Annotated in this window: 11 protein-coding genes and 1 pseudogene; 7 read left to right on the top strand and 5 right to left on the bottom strand. The window is 60.7% G+C overall.

Features of this window, described 5'->3' with window-relative positions; genetic code table 11:
• Nucleotides 1–6 precede the first annotated feature (6 nt).
• The 5 genes from cfaB to hflK (KDX37_RS17660) all read right to left on the bottom strand — a co-directional run bounded on the left by cfaB (nucleotide 7) and on the right by hflK (KDX37_RS17660) (nucleotide 7,470).
• Nucleotides 7–1,197: a C17 cyclopropane fatty acid synthase CfaB gene (gene cfaB, locus KDX37_RS17640; protein ID WP_231653992.1), complete on the bottom strand. Its 1,191-nt coding sequence runs from the start codon at nucleotides 1,195–1,197 to the stop codon at nucleotides 7–9.
• 303 nt (nucleotides 1,198–1,500) lie between these two features.
• Nucleotides 1,501–3,426 (bottom strand): cation-translocating P-type ATPase, encoded by a 1,926-nt coding sequence (locus KDX37_RS17645; RefSeq protein ID WP_231653993.1) that lies wholly within the window; start codon nucleotides 3,424–3,426, stop codon nucleotides 1,501–1,503.
• On the bottom strand, nucleotides 3,423–4,490 hold the full coding sequence (hflK, locus tag KDX37_RS17650; protein WP_231653994.1) for a protease modulator HflK: 1,068 nt from the start codon (nucleotides 4,488–4,490) through the stop codon (nucleotides 3,423–3,425). The genes KDX37_RS17645 and hflK (KDX37_RS17650) overlap by 4 nt, the downstream gene beginning before the upstream one ends.
• Nucleotides 4,487–5,509 carry a protease modulator HflC gene (hflC, locus tag KDX37_RS17655; protein ID WP_231653995.1) on the bottom strand — a complete coding sequence of 341 codons (1,023 nt, stop codon included), beginning with the start codon at nucleotides 5,507–5,509 and terminating at the stop codon, nucleotides 4,487–4,489. The genes hflK (KDX37_RS17650) and hflC overlap by 4 nt, the downstream gene beginning before the upstream one ends.
• Before the next feature lie 11 nt (nucleotides 5,510–5,520).
• Nucleotides 5,521–7,470, bottom strand: coding sequence for a protease modulator HflK (gene hflK, locus KDX37_RS17660; RefSeq protein WP_231653996.1), 1,950 nt, complete (start codon nucleotides 7,468–7,470; stop codon nucleotides 5,521–5,523).
• A gap of 368 nt (nucleotides 7,471–7,838) precedes the next feature.
• Between hflK (KDX37_RS17660) and KDX37_RS17665 the strand changes: the two genes are divergently transcribed.
• The 7 genes and pseudogenes from KDX37_RS17665 to KDX37_RS29775 all read left to right on the top strand — a co-directional run.
• Nucleotides 7,839–8,456: a CDP-alcohol phosphatidyltransferase family protein gene (locus KDX37_RS17665; RefSeq protein ID WP_231653997.1), complete on the top strand. Its 618-nt coding sequence runs from the start codon at nucleotides 7,839–7,841 to the stop codon at nucleotides 8,454–8,456.
• 32 nt (nucleotides 8,457–8,488) lie between these two features.
• On the top strand, nucleotides 8,489–10,246 hold the full coding sequence (locus tag KDX37_RS17670; RefSeq protein ID WP_231653998.1) for a bifunctional alpha/beta hydrolase/class I SAM-dependent methyltransferase: 1,758 nt from the start codon (nucleotides 8,489–8,491) through the stop codon (nucleotides 10,244–10,246).
• The gene (locus KDX37_RS17675; protein WP_264759294.1) at nucleotides 10,204–11,574 is read left to right on the top strand and encodes a phosphatase PAP2/dual specificity phosphatase family protein; all 1,371 of its coding nucleotides are present in this window, start codon (nucleotides 10,204–10,206) and stop codon (nucleotides 11,572–11,574) included. The genes KDX37_RS17670 and KDX37_RS17675 overlap by 43 nt, the downstream gene beginning before the upstream one ends.
• A gap of 48 nt (nucleotides 11,575–11,622) precedes the next feature.
• Nucleotides 11,623–12,078, top strand: a complete 456-nt coding sequence (locus tag KDX37_RS17680) for a hypothetical protein (protein WP_231654000.1) — start codon at nucleotides 11,623–11,625, stop codon at nucleotides 12,076–12,078.
• Nucleotides 12,079–12,089: 11 nt separating this feature from the next.
• The gene (locus KDX37_RS17685; protein WP_231654001.1) at nucleotides 12,090–12,710 is read left to right on the top strand and encodes a lysophospholipid acyltransferase family protein; all 621 of its coding nucleotides are present in this window, start codon (nucleotides 12,090–12,092) and stop codon (nucleotides 12,708–12,710) included.
• Nucleotides 12,710–13,639: a phosphatidate cytidylyltransferase gene (locus KDX37_RS17690; protein WP_231654002.1), complete on the top strand. Its 930-nt coding sequence runs from the start codon at nucleotides 12,710–12,712 to the stop codon at nucleotides 13,637–13,639. Before KDX37_RS17685 ends, KDX37_RS17690 begins: the two co-directional genes overlap by 1 nt.
• Before the next feature lie 148 nt (nucleotides 13,640–13,787).
• A pseudogene (locus KDX37_RS29775) lies at nucleotides 13,788–13,901 on the top strand (hypothetical protein); the annotation flags it as partial.
• Between the last annotated feature and the right edge of the window lie 38 nt (nucleotides 13,902–13,939).

The raw sequence follows: 13,939 nt of genomic DNA on the forward strand, positions 1-13,939 counted from the left end.
CGCTCTTCAACGATAAATATCCTCACGCGTCAGTGGCAACCCACCCGTTCCGCCATCGGCCAACGGTTTGACCGCGAGGATCTGATGCAGGTTGATCCAGCCTCGGGAGAAGCCGTAAGCGCAGCCGGCCAGGTACAAACGCCAGATGCGCAGCGTGGCGTCGGGCACCATGGCAGCAGCTTCAGCGAGTCTGGATTCAAGCCGCGCGCTCCAGTGCTCCAGTGTCCTGGCGTAATGCGGACGCAGGCTTTCGACATCGACGATTTCCAGTCCGGCCTCGCTGATGTGCGCGCTGATCATCGCCAGATGCGGCAGCTCACCGTTGGGAAAGACATAGCGGCCAATGAACTCGCCTGCTCCACGCCCTACAGGTCGCCCATCGGTATGTTTGGCAGTGATGCCATGGTTCATTACCAGACCACCCTCCTTCACCGCGCCAAACAGCCGCTGCGTGTAAACCGGCAGGTTGGCGTGCCCCACGTGTTCGAACATCCCGACACTGACGGCCTTGTCAAAGCGTCCGTCCTGCGGCAAGTCGCGGTAGTCGAGCAGTTGCAGTTCGACCTGGTCCTGCAACCCTTGCGCGGCGACCCGCTCACGCGCCAGTGCCAGCTGTTCGCGGCTGAGTGTGATGCCGAAGACCTTGACGCCATATTCGCGAGCAGCAAACCGTGCCAGCCCGCCCCAACCGCAGCCCACGTCCAGCAGATATTCGCCGGGCGCAAGACGTAGCTTGCGACACAGGTGGTGAAACTTGTCCTGCTGCGCCTGTTCAAGGGTTTCCTCGCCTGTTTTGAAATAAGCGCAGGAATACACCATCTCCTGGTCGAGCCAGAGCTGGTAGAACTCATTGGAAAGGTCGTAATGGTAGGAAATGGACGCCGCGTCAGTATCTTTGTCATGCAGCGTGTGCGACGGCGCACCGTCGGTTTCGTCATCCTCCAGCAACGCGTGAGTGAGCTCATCGCACACACGGACGACTTCGCTGATGGAGCCTTCCAGCTCCAGGCGCCCTTCCACGAATGCGCTGCCTAACAGGTCCAGGCTTGGATGAGTGAAATCGGACACCAGCTGCGGATCTTTGACGACAATAGTGACACTGGGCTCGGGCCCCAGATCAACTTCATGACCGTCCCAGAGCTTGAGCCGTAAAGGTAGATGAAGGTTCTGCAAGGCTGGCGGAAGTTGCATGAGCATCGAAATCACCCCTTATCCAGAAACTCGAAAAAGAGTAATCCAAGATAAGCCCTCCAAAAGGGCCGCTAGGCTATTGGCGATGGCAAAACCGCGATGAATCGACGTCCGGGAACAGCCCTGTGCCCACTGATTCGAGCCAAAAGACAGCCTGAATTTGGATCACACACTGAGAAGATGACTATTAATCTGTAACAGAGTTCTTCAAAGCTCAAGCCATTTTTTATACTTAACGTCAGGCACTGGCTTGAGTTTCGGGCATAAACACCGCAGGCATGCACGCCGTACGGTGTTGCTGAGCAGCGGCTACATCTTCGACAACGGCTCCTGAAAGCGCAACAGACGGCCCGCGTTGCCCAGCACCAGCAATGTGCTGAGATTATGCAGAATAGCCGCCACCATGGCACCGGCAGCACCTAACAGACCGAATGCAGCCAACGCCACAATCGCCAGCGTCCAGCCCAGCCCGATGATGACATTGACCTGCAGTGTCTGGCGGCACTGTCTGCTCAACCGCACGCAGGTGCCCAAGCGGCGCAGGTCACTGCCGATCAATACGATATCGGCTGAAGCGAGTGCGATGTCTGCCCCGCCCGCGCCCATCGCCACACCCACGACGCCGGCTTTCAAGGCGAGAGAATCGTTGACACCGTCGCCCACAACCATGGGCCTGAAACCGGTGGCGATTTCGCCCATGACCCGGTTGAGTTTGTCTTCCGGCAGCGCTTGTGCCTGGACGTCGGTGATTCCGACTTCCTGAGCCAGCTTGTGGGCCACGCCCTGTCGGTCGCCGGTCAGGAGCAACTGCCTGCCCATGCCCAGTTCGCGCAGCTCAAGCAGCGCAGCCTGCGCTTCGGGCTTGAGAGTATCGGCCAACAACAGCCAGGCCAGAAACACGCCATCCAGTGAAAGCCCAGCCAAAGGTCCGTCATGCTCCGGGACGGGAGGCGTCGTGATGCCCAGTTGCTCGAACAGCTCAGGACGACCCAGTGCCGCATCGCCCTGCCCGGTCGATGCCACCACACCGAGCCCCTGACGCTCACGAATATCCGTAAGAGGCCACAACGCGGTTTTATCCACCAACCCGGCCAACGCCCGACTTACCGGGTGGCTGCTGGCTGTACCCAGGCTGGCGGCCAGGGCCTGCAACGCTGGATGCTGCGCGCCTTGCGCCTGTATCGACTGCAAGCGCAGGCGGCCATAGGTCAGGGTGCCGGTCTTGTCCACCACCAGCGAGGTGAGATCGGCCAGCTCTTCCAGAAACGCCGAACTGCGGATCAGAATGCCGTGCCTGGCAGCCACGGCGATACCGGCAATGGCAGTCGCCGGGGCCGACAGCACCAATGCGCAGGGGCAAGCCGCAACCAGCACCGCCAGCATCGCTTGCGCGTCGTGGGTGATAAACCAGGTCAGTGCTGCGATCAGCAGCACCAGCACCATGTAGCTGCCGGCGTAGCGCTCAAGCAGGCGCGTGATCGGCGGCTTGGAACGTTCGGCGCTCTGCATCAGCGCAATAACCTTGCCCAGCGTCGACTGCTCGCCGATCCGCGTGACTTCGATGCGCAGCAGCCCATCGAGGTTGATGGCGCCGCCAAACACCTCAACGCCGACGGTCGCCTCCAGTGGCACCGACTCGCCGGTAATCGATGAGGTGTCGAGACTGGCCTGACCGGACAGCACGCGACCGTCTGCCGGGACCTGATCACCGGCCCGGACTTCTACCTGATCGCCAGACTTCAAGGTCGCATTATCCACTTCACGCACACTGCCATCGGCCGCCAGTAACCGTGCATGACTGCGGGTCAGGCGACCCAGTGCTTCGATCGCTTCCTGCGAGCCGATCACACTGCGCTCTTCCAGCACATGCCCGAAGATCATGATGATCGGCAACAAGGCAGCGGTCATCAGATCGCCTGTGGCCCAGGCGCCGAGCATCGCCAGCGCAATCAACTGATCAGTGATGCCGTGCAGGCTCGGGTGCCGCAGGCTGTGCCAGCCAGCGCTGACCACCGGTATCGCGACCAGCAGTGACGCAGCCCCCAGCAGCAACTGACTGACACCGTTCTGTTCGGGCGCGACAAAACGCCAGACCAGCCCAAGCCCCAGCAAGCCCAGCGCGAGCATCGCCAGCGTCAGTTGCCGGGCGGCGCTGCGGCGCTCTTCACCACTGAGCATGCTGCCTGCGGCTTCCGGTATGGCAGGTTCATGGGTGTGTACGGCTTCGCCACTCATGGCTGTGCTCCCTGAATGATCAAGCGGGAATCGTCTCTGGGATCAACCGTGGTAACCGTGCCAGCCTGATGCAGAATGGTTGGCACACGTTCACGATAAATACGCTGCAACAGGCCAGGATCGCTGCGGTTCTGCACTGATTGCGTCAGGCTGACCACGGTCGCGGTATCGGTCTGCGCCTTGGCCAGCCGCTCCGATGCCTGGGCATGAGCCACTTGCAGGGTTCGGTCGGCCTGTTGATTGGCGGTTTGCGTCTGCTTTTCAGCGTCAGTGCGCGCATTGGCGACGGCCTGATCAGCCTGTTGGCTGGCGGTCAGCACGGCATTGAACGCGTTGACGGCAGGCCCTGGCAGGCTTGATTGCACGTCGACCCGCGCCACTTCGACACCAATACCCAGACCAGTCGCCGCCAGCTCTTGCAAACTCTGGTTGATGCCGCGCACCAGATCCCCACGTAGCCGCTCGCGCCGCTCGGCTGCCTGACTATCTGCGCCGATCAGTTCGGGACGCGCGACCAGAATGGTGTCCAGATCACGCGTGGCAGTCAGTGCCACGGCGCTGCGATTGACCAGCCGATCCAGCGCAGGCAACACGTGATCGCCCTGCAACACGAATGCGTAGGGATCGGTCACTTTGTAAAACACCGTGACGTCCAGTTGAACCACACCCGCATCCCCGGTCAGGAGGAAACCGGAGCCTGCGAGTGCGTCACTCATCGGCGCCGCCAGGGTCGCGATCTCGTCGGCTTTCAGCGCATCGGATGACCGCAGCAGGGTTTCCACCCGCCGCTCGATAACCCGATCCGCCGAGGGCAGTAGCACGACCTGTTCGAACGGTTGTGGCCAGGCGGTCAGCAAGCCCGCATTCTGAATCCGCTCAAGCGCGCCGAAGCGCATGACCACGGCGCGATTTTGCGGATCGATCTGTCGCACGTTGGAGGTGATCCAGCCTAGCGCCGCCAGCAGTGTCACGCCGTACAGCCCGATGAACGCCAGGCGGCTGGCTTGCAGCCACGGGCCGTTGGCGGGCAACCGCGAAGGTGCGTCGACAGCAGGCTCGGTCATGGCTGCGATCCGCTTTTGGCGTCCAGCGCTGGCGGGCCGTCAACGAGCACACGAAACGGAGCAGCATCGGTACGCAAGATCAGACGAGTACTGGGTGTGACCACCGTACCCAGGGTATCCAGCGACCGCAGCAGGTTGTACAACTGCGGCGAACCGGCATAGGCGCGGCCGTAAATCTGCGCCGCCTCGACCCGCGACTGTGCTTCGATCTCTGCGGCCTTGACCGTGGCATCGGCTTCAACGATTCGCGCGTCGCGCTCGGCTGCCGAGCGAATCTGCGCGGCTTCGCGTTTGCCCACAGCGGTGCGCTCGGTAGCGATGGTTTCCCGCTCGGCGCGCATACGGTCCACGGTCGCGTTGAGCGTCACAGACGGCAGCGTCAGGCGCTCAACACCCACCTGCAAAACACGCACGCCATAGGTCGCGAGCAGTTGCTGATCGATCTGCTGACGCAGCTGATTCTCGAACGCCGTGATGTTCACCTTGCTGGCGTCGGTGTTGACCAGGCTGGAAAGGTCAAAGCTGCTGGCTGTGGTCTCCAGTGCCGAGCCGACAAACGTGCGGATTTGCCGCGCGGCTTCATCCGGCTGGTTTTGCACCGCCCGCATGAAGCGCTGAACGTTGTCTGCATCACCCTGCACCTGCCACGCCACATAGGCCTGCACGATGATGCGCAAACCATCACGCGTGCCGACGTCCTGCAAGCCGCTGGACGTGGTGCGCAGGCGCAGATCCACAGGGATCGTCGCTTCAAAGGGTGCGGGCCAGCGCCAGTTCAGGCCGGGCTCCAGCAAAACGCGTGACGGATTGCCGAAACGGGTAATCACCGTGGCCTCCCCCGAACGCACCTGCACCAGACTCGCGGCGGCGATGGCAAAGGCAATCAGCAGTGCGGCCAGGCCTGCCCGTCGCCACGGAAACGCGGCAGACGCTGCCGGCTCATGCGCGTGGTGATGATGGTGGCCGTGGCTACCGTGGTCATGATCGCTGTGATCGTGATGATGATGGAACAGACTCAAGAGACGACTCCTTACTGAACGGCTTTACGCGGCGCCGTTGGGTCTGCCGGTGGGGTAAAAGAACGCAGGTCGATGGTCGGCGCGTTATCGCCGCCCAGACGGTGGTCGAGTATCAGAAGCTTCGCGTTGCCCAGGCCTTCGGTGAGCCTTGTCAGGTAGTGTTCCAGCAGAAACGCCTGGCCTGCACTGCCATACGCCTGGCGCTCGGCACTGAAGCGCAGGTCTGCGCCTTGCGCCGTGGCCAGCACTTCACGGGCACCGGCACTGGCCTGATCGTGAGCGATGCTGGCAGTGAGCTGGGCCTGATTGGCTTTGTCGCTGGCCGCGCCGCGCTCGCGGGAGATCAGCGCTTGCGCCCCGATCTGCGCAGCTTGCACGGCGTGATACGCATTGGCGGCACCGGCGGGCGGATGGATCGCCTCAACCACGGTAGCCAGAATTTCCACACCGCTGTCCAGACGCTGCAAGTCAGCCTGTACCGCCTGACCGATGTCATCCGCCAGGCCGGCGCGCTGCTCGCCCAGCAACTCATCCAGGGTCCGTGAGGCGAAATCATGCACCAGCACCCGGCTGGCGGTGCTACGGATCAACGCCGGGACATCGGCGCTGTTGTACACCGATGCCATCGCAGCCGCGTCGTTCAGGCCAATGCGATAAACGAAACGGACGTCCATGTTGACGATCTGGAAGCTCTGTTTGGCGCCCGCGCTGCTGGCGATCACCTGGGACTTTTCATTGATGTGGCTGGCATCCCACAAACGGTTGGCGCTGGCAGGCGGCGGCCCCTCGGCAGGGTCCAGGGTCTGCTCGGCAGCCTCGGCGGCTGACACACTGGTCGCCAGCTCATGCACCACACCGTTCTCCACGGGCAGCACACGACCAAAAGGCCACGGCAGCCCGGCGTGCAGTCCCGGACCGAAGACCTCAACCGGTTTGCCGAACCGCTCGTAAATGCCACGGCCCTGCATCGGCACTTCGTGCACCCCGCTCAATGCCCAGCCCAACACAGCCACTACCGCCATGACCGGCAGAAACGCCCGGCGCATGTAGGTGAAAGCCCAGATCTGACGCAGATCGATGCCAAAGCGATTGTGCAGCTCATGCTGCAACGCAAGTAAAGGGCGGGGCGGCCAGCGCAGCAGATCAGCAACAAAACTGCTGGCCAGCAAGCGCGGTTCGAGGCGTTCGTTGCGGGGGCTGAACAGCGAGAGCACGGCACGCAGCAAAAACTCGAGCGCCACCAGCATTGGCAGCAAACCGATCAAGACTGCAAGCCGTGCTGGCCAGACTCGGTCGGCGCTGGAGAAAAACAGACATATCGCGCTGACCACCAGCACGATCAACACCATGCGCACCAGTTGCGCGAGAGGGCCAGCTTCCGGCCATGGGCTCGCCAGTTCGCTGTTCAGCTGGCGCTCGAAGACCAACAACCCGAAGGTCAGCAGCAACAATGCACCGCCAGCGACACTGCCCATCGAGGAGATATTGCTGCCTGCCAGCGACAGATTCCAGACGGACTGGATACTGAGCAGCGCCAGCAATGCCCAACCGACCAACCACAGCGTAGGCACGCCCAGATGGCTGACCAGTGAGCCGCCCGAATCACTGAGGCGCGTCAGCAGCCGTTCGTACCAGCCGTTTTCATCTGGCGCGCTCTCGACTTCGCTCGGCACCACGGCAATGACAGGGTTGAATGCCTGTGCACGCCACATGAACACAGATTTGGCGGACTGCAGCCCGGCAGTCAGCAGGAACAAAGCCGCCGCGCTGTTGGCCCACACCGCCATCCATAACGAACCAGGGGAAAACAGATCGATGGACAGCGCCAGCAACAGCCCGAACGCGCCCAGCCCGCTGGTCACATACGTCAACCGCGCCAGGCGTCTTGCCTGTTGTGCTGCTATTTGAAAACGCGGCAGACCTTCGAGGCCTGCGTGCTCACCGTCCAGATCAACCCGCATTACTACCCCGAACCCGCTGATTATCGTCTTGCCGACAGGCCTGTGCAGGCATCTGAATGCCGGCGCAGCATAGCGTTATGGTGTAACACACATGGTGAAATTTTCGTAAGGTTCAGCAAGGGGTTGTGGTGGCTCTCCAAGACATAGGCGGAGCTGGTTATTTATTGATCAAAAGCCTGCGCGCTAGGCATCCGTACCGCCTCTTGAGCGCCAGCCACCCTGTTGGCGCCACGAATTTGTTCACGGTGAGACACATTGCACAAACACCACTGCGTGATACGCGTCACATTATGTTTCACTAGCGTCCGGGATTGCGCCGCTTCGCTTGCGCATGGCCATAGTTATCCACAGACACGGATGCTCTCGCGTTGATTTCTATTTATCAGCTCAAACCCGCTTTTCAGAACCTGCTGCGCCCTCTGGTGCAGCGCTTGTATGACCGAGGCGTCACGGCCAATCAGGTCACATTGGCGGCCTGCGCAATTTCGTTGCTGGTCGGGGCGCTCGTGGCGATCGCGATACCTCGCTATTGGGTGTTTGCCTTGATCCCGGTGTGGATGATTGTGCGCATGGCGCTCAATGCCATCGACGGCATGTTGGCCCGTGATTTCGGCCAGAAATCAAGGCTCGGCGCCTACCTCAACGAATTGACCGATGTCATCGCCGACAGTGCGCTGTTCCTGCCGTTCGCCTTGATTCCCGACGTCAGCCTCGGGCTGGTGCTACTGGTCACCTTACTGGCGATCTTCAGCGAGTACGCGGGCGTTCTAGGCCCCATGGTCGGCGCCTCCCGCCGCTACGATGGCCCAATGGGCAAAAGTGATCGCGCCCTGGTCTTCGGCGTACTCGGCGCAGGCGTCGCGCTGGGCTGGCTGCCAGCCCTGTGGATAAATGGCGTACTGGTCGTTGTCTGTGCCCTGCTGGTCTACACCCTGTTCAACCGTGTCAAACGCGGTCTGAGCGAGACTGTTTCGCCTCAAGAATAAGCAGCCAAAAGCCCTCGGATAAGGAAGTTGCAATGCGTGATGTGAATGATCGTCGCTTCACTACCCACGATGGGGTTGAACTCTTCTACCGCCATTGGCCCGCTGCACACCTGAGCCCTGACACACCGCGGCAAGCCGTGGTGCTGTTTCACCGGGGTCATGAGCACTCGGGACGCATCGCGCATCTGGTCGACGAACTGGACCTGCCGGGCTTTGATTTCTTCGCCTGGGACGCACGTGGTCACGGCCAGTCGCCGGGCGCTCGAGGCGACAGTCCGAGTTTTGCGACCAGCGTCCGTGACGTGCAGACCTTCGTCGACCACTTGAGCGCCACTTTCGAGATCGAAGAAACCAACATGGCGGTCATCGCCCAGAGCGTAGGCGCAGTCATCGCCTCTACCTGGGCACACGATTACGCGCCGAAGATCCGCGCACTGGTTCTCGCCTCGCCCGCCTTCAAGGTCAAGCTGTATGTGCCCTTCGCCCGTTCCGGTCTGGCCTTGCTGCGCAAGTTCAAAGGCAACTTCTTCGTCAACAGTTACGTCAAGGCGCGCTTCCTGAGCCATGACCCACAGCGCATTGCTTCCTACGACACCGACCCGCTGATCACCAAGGCCATTTCGGTGAACGTGCTGCTGGGTCTTTATGAAGCCGCCGACCGCGTGGTTGCCGACGCTCAAGCGATTCAGATTCCGACTCAGGTGCTGATATCCGGCGCTGACTTCGTGGTGCATCGCAAGCCGCAGGAAGATTTTTTCGATCGGCTGGGCAGCGTGCGCAAAGAGAAACACATCTTGCCGGGATTCTTCCATGACACCCTCGGCGAAAAAGATCGCCATCTGGCCGTCAGCCGCGCGCGGCGTTTCATCCTGCAAAACTTCGAGTTTCCCGCGCACCGCCCTTCCCTGCTGGACGCTGACCGCCTGGGCGTGACCTGCGCCGAGTCCGAAGAGCTGGCGGCGCCGTTGCCGCACAATTCGCTGCGTGACCTGTACTGGCGCATGACGCGCGCCAGCATGCGCTTGGGCAGCAAGTTATCCACAGGTGTGAAACTGGGCTTCGATACCGGTTTCGATTCCGGCAGCACGCTCGATTATGTCTATCGCAACAAACCGACCGGCAAGGGCAAGCTGGGTCGCCTCATCGATCAAAACTATCTGCAATCCATCGGCTGGCGCGGTATTCGCCAACGCAAGCTGCATGCTGAAGAGCTGCTGCGTCTGGCCATGGCGCACCTTCGCAATCAGGGCAAACCGGTGCGTATCGTCGACATCGCAGCCGGTCATGGTCGCTACATTCTGGAATCGTTGCAGGGCGTCGATCCACTGCCTGAGTCGATCCTGCTGCGTGACTACAGCGACATAAACGTGCGTGACGGCAGCCTGCTGATCGAACAGAAGGACCTGGAAGACGTCGCGCGCTTTGTAAAAGGTGACGCCTTTGATCGCGACAACCTCGCCGCGCTGGACCCCAAGCCAACCCTGGCCGTGGTATCGGGCCTTTACGAGCTGTTTGCCAGCAACCAGATGGTCGGCGATTCCCTTGCCGGGCTCGCGGCAGCTGTCGAGCCGGGAGGTTATCTGGTGTACACCGGTCAGCCATGGCACCCACAACTCGAGCTGATCGCACGTGCACTGACCAGCCACCGAGAAGGTCAGGCCTGGGTGATGCGCCGTCGTAGCCAGTCCGAGATGGACCAACTGGTCGAAGCCGCAGGCTTTCGCAAGATCACCCAGCGCGTGGACGAATGGGGGATTTTCACGGTGTCCCTCGCGCAGCGCATTCAGTGAACAGCCTGCGTGAACCGGGCCTCTGGAAACGGGCGGTCGTCTGGCTCGTTGTGCTGGCGCCGTTCTTTTTCGCCAGTTACGGCTTTGCCACCTGGTACACGGCGCAACGCAGCGACGTTGGCACACTGGCGTTCGAATGGGAAAACCACATGCCGTTCTGGGCGTGGACCATCGTGCCTTACTGGTCCATCGACCTGCTTTACGGCTTTTCGCTGCTCGCCTGTCTGACACGCCGGGAACTGGATACTCACGCACTGCGCCTGTTCAGCGCGCAGGTGATTGCGGTGAGCTGCTTTCTGCTTTGGCCACTGCGCTTCACTTTCGAGCGGCCAGAACTGGACGGCGTCTTCGGCTGGCTGTTTGCGGTGCTGGCGGGCTTCGACAAGCCCTTCAATCAGGCGCCCTCGCTGCACATCGCGCTATTGGTGGTGCTGTGGGTCTGCTTTGATCGCTACGCCCGGCATTTTCATGCTGCATGGCGCTGGCTGCTGCACGGTTGGTTCGTCCTGATCGGTATTTCAGTGCTGACCACCTATCAGCATCACTTCATTGACTTGCCCACAGGCGCGCTGGCCGGCTGGTTTTGCGTATGGCTGTGGCCGGACGAGGGACGCAGCCCGTTACTCGCTGCACGTCTCACACGTGAGACGCAGCGGCTCAAGCTCGCGTTGTACTACGGCATCGGAGCGGGGTTGCTGGCAGCGCTGGCATTCATCCTCAGGGGCGGCTGGCTGTGGCTGATGTGGTCCGCCGTGGCGTTGCTGCTGGTGGCACTGAACTACCTGCTGTTGGGAGCTGCCGGGTTTCAGAAACGCGCCGATGGGCGCTTGTCCCCTGCCGCCTGCTGGTTGATGGCGCCCTACCTGACAGGCGCATGGATCAATTCGCGGTTGTGGACAAGGTTGCGGCCCGACCCGCTGCAGGTTGTGGATAACATTTGGCTGGGACGTTTACCCGACTCACGCCAGTTGCAGCCATTTGCTGCAGTTGTGGATATGTGTGCCGAACTGCCGTTGAACGTGGGCAAGCGTGGATATCAACAGGTGGCTGCGCTGGATCTGGTGCCGCTCACCGCCGAGCAATGTAAGCAGGCTGCTGACGCCATTGAGCGTTTGCGTACAAAGGGTCCGTTGCTGGTGTGCTGTGCGCTGGGCTATTCCCGCAGCGCCATGGCCGTGGCGGCATGGTTGCTGTACAGCGGGCGCGCCGACTCTGTGGATAACGCCATTGCGACGATTCGTGAAGCCAAGCCTCAGGTGGTGTTGCGCAGCGGGCATGTGGATATCTTGCAAGCGTTCCGTATCGACTGCTCAGGATCAAGCATCTGAAGCCGCGCTGACAGCGGCAACCGGCTTTATCCACAAAAGGAATTTGTCATGTCGTCAGCAATGCATTTATACGTCGTGGCGTCGCTGTTGAGACGCGGCAAGTCACTGGATAATTTATCCACAGGCTTGCTGGTGTTGAGCCTTGCACTCGGTTTGACGCAATTCTGGATAACCTCGGACATAAACCCATGGTTCACGATGACCATCGTGGCCATGGTGTTGACCGGGATGCTCGAAAAATCCCAGGCTTTTCGTGTCGCGTTTGACGCGGACCTCTTCCAATACATGGCTGATCACCCCAGCCAGCTCAATGACCTGACTCAGGAACTGGATCAGGTGCTAAGCGATCTGCGTCTGCAGCCTGTGGATAAAGGCGGGCGCGATTGGGACTTACGTACACAGGGCGCGCTCAAACAGCTGCGTCAGCAAGTCTGGTACATCATGCTCCAGCTGGTCTGGCTGGTAGTCATGATCATCATCTTCCCTTGGTTGTACTCTGCCTGACAGGAATCGTCATGTTCGAACCCTTGGTCGCTACGATCATCACGGCGGGTGCCCGCAGTGTCACCGGTGCCCGCAGCTTGTGGCTGGGCTGCACGCCCGAGCCGCGGCAACGTATCTATTTCGCCAACCACAGCAGCCACGGTGATTTCGTACTGCTCTGGGCGTCTTTGCCTCCTGCGCTGCGCAAGACCGCCCGACCCGTGGCAGGTGCCGATTACTGGCAGGCCAGCCCGTTGCGCCGTTACATCATCAATCGTGTGTTCAATGGCGTACTGGTCGACCGCAACCGCAGCACGCCGGAGAGCAATCCACTGCAGCCCATGCTTGAAGCACTGGAAAACGGCGACTCGCTGATTCTGTTCCCTGAAGGTACACGCAACCCGGAAGACGGCTTGCTGCCGTTCAAAAGCGGGTTGTATCACTTGGCGAAAAGTTATCCACAGGTGGATCTGGTCCCGGTGTGGATTGCCAACCTGAACCGGGTCATGCCCAAGGGCCGCATGCTGCCACTGCCGTTGTTATGCACAACCAGCTTTGGCGCACCGTTGCAGCTGGACAGTGAAGAGAGCAAAGAGCAATTCCTCGCCCGTAGCCGCGACGCGCTGCTGGCCCTGGCACCGGAGCAGCTGTAATGGATCACCAGACTCAAATGTTGTTCATGGGCATCGGCATCGTTCTGCTGCTGGCCTCGCTGATCGGCTACGTGCTCAAGCGCAAAGCGGGCGCCCCCAACCCGGTGATTGATAACCTCAACGCGCGTATCAATGCCTGGTGGGTCATGGTGCTGGTGATCGGGTTCGCCTTCTGGCTCGGTCAGGGCGCGGTCATCCTGTTGTTTTACGCAGTCTCGTTCTATGCCCTGCGAGAGTTTCTGACCCTGACACCGACCCGACGCAGCGATTACCCGGCGCTGGTTGCTGCGTTTTACCTCGCGTTGCCGTTGCAGTATCTGCTGATCGCGGTGAACTGGTACGGCCTGTTCTCGATCTTCATTCCGGTCTACGTATTCCTGCTGCTGCCGATCCTCGCCTCACTGGGCGGTGACAGCAAACACTTCCTGGAGCGCGCCTCCAAGGTTCAGTGGGGCCTGATGATCGCCGTGTTCTGCGTGTCCTACGTACCGGCGCTGTTGACCCTGGAAATTGCAGGTTACGAAGGTCGCAACCTGTTGCTGATCGCCTACCTGGTCATCGTGGTGCAGATTTCAGACGTGTTGCAGTACGTCTGCGGCAAACTGTTCGGCAAACGCAAGATCGCACCCAACCTCTCGCCGTCCAAGACCGTTGAAGGGTTTGTCGGTGGCATCGCGCTGGCATCCCTGATCGGTGGTGCATTGTGGTGGATCACGCCGTTCAACCCGTGGCAGTCAGCATTGATCGCACTGCTGATCAACCTGCTGGGCTTCGCAGGCGGGATCGTGATGTCGGCTATCAAGCGTGACCGTGGTGTGAAGGACTGGGGCCACATGATCGAAGGTCACGGCGGCATGCTGGATCGGCTGGACTCGGTCTGCTTCGCCGCGCCGATTTTCTTCCACCTGGTGCGTTACTGGTGGACGTGAAGGCGCTTGCCATTACAGCGAAACCTTGGCATCACACCTGTGATATCAAGGTTTGGCGGCTGCTGAACGTGGCTTGAAATCCCGAATCACGTGCAAAACTTCGAACGGCCCGGATACAAAATGATTGCTGGATATTGCGCAGTAAAAAAAGTTTTCCGCGTCGTCCAAAGACATCGCCTTGACGAGCCATCCGCATCCAACTCGCTCGGAAGCCTTGCGCCAAGCGGCGATGAGCGTTATCGGGCATCCGACCCAGTCCTGAAAATCAGAGATTTCTGACTCCAGGCGCTGACTTTTTCT

Source organism: Pseudomonas californiensis, from assembly GCF_021147775.1.
GTDB lineage: Bacteria > Pseudomonadota > Gammaproteobacteria > Pseudomonadales > Pseudomonadaceae > Aquipseudomonas > Aquipseudomonas californiensis.

Bases quoted from the DNA above. Each gene is read 5' to 3' on its own strand.
- cfaB (WP_231653992.1), bottom strand. From the start codon at position 1,197: ATGCTCATGCAACTTCCGCCAGCCTTGCAGAACCTTCATCTACCTTTA.
- KDX37_RS17645 (WP_231653993.1), bottom strand. From the start codon at position 3,426: ATGAGTGGCGAAGCCGTACACACCCATGAACCTGCCATACCGGAAGCC.
- hflK (WP_231653994.1), bottom strand. From the start codon at position 4,490: ATGACCGAGCCTGCTGTCGACGCACCTTCGCGGTTGCCCGCCAACGGC.
- hflK (WP_231653996.1), bottom strand. From the start codon at position 7,470: ATGCGGGTTGATCTGGACGGTGAGCACGCAGGCCTCGAAGGTCTGCCG.
- KDX37_RS17670 (WP_231653998.1), top strand. From the start codon at position 8,489: ATGCGTGATGTGAATGATCGTCGCTTCACTACCCACGATGGGGTTGAA.
- KDX37_RS17675 (WP_264759294.1), top strand. From the start codon at position 10,204: ATGGGGGATTTTCACGGTGTCCCTCGCGCAGCGCATTCAGTGAACAGC.
- KDX37_RS17680 (WP_231654000.1), top strand. From the start codon at position 11,623: ATGTCGTCAGCAATGCATTTATACGTCGTGGCGTCGCTGTTGAGACGC.
- KDX37_RS17685 (WP_231654001.1), top strand. From the start codon at position 12,090: ATGTTCGAACCCTTGGTCGCTACGATCATCACGGCGGGTGCCCGCAGT.
- KDX37_RS17690 (WP_231654002.1), top strand. From the start codon at position 12,710: ATGGATCACCAGACTCAAATGTTGTTCATGGGCATCGGCATCGTTCTG.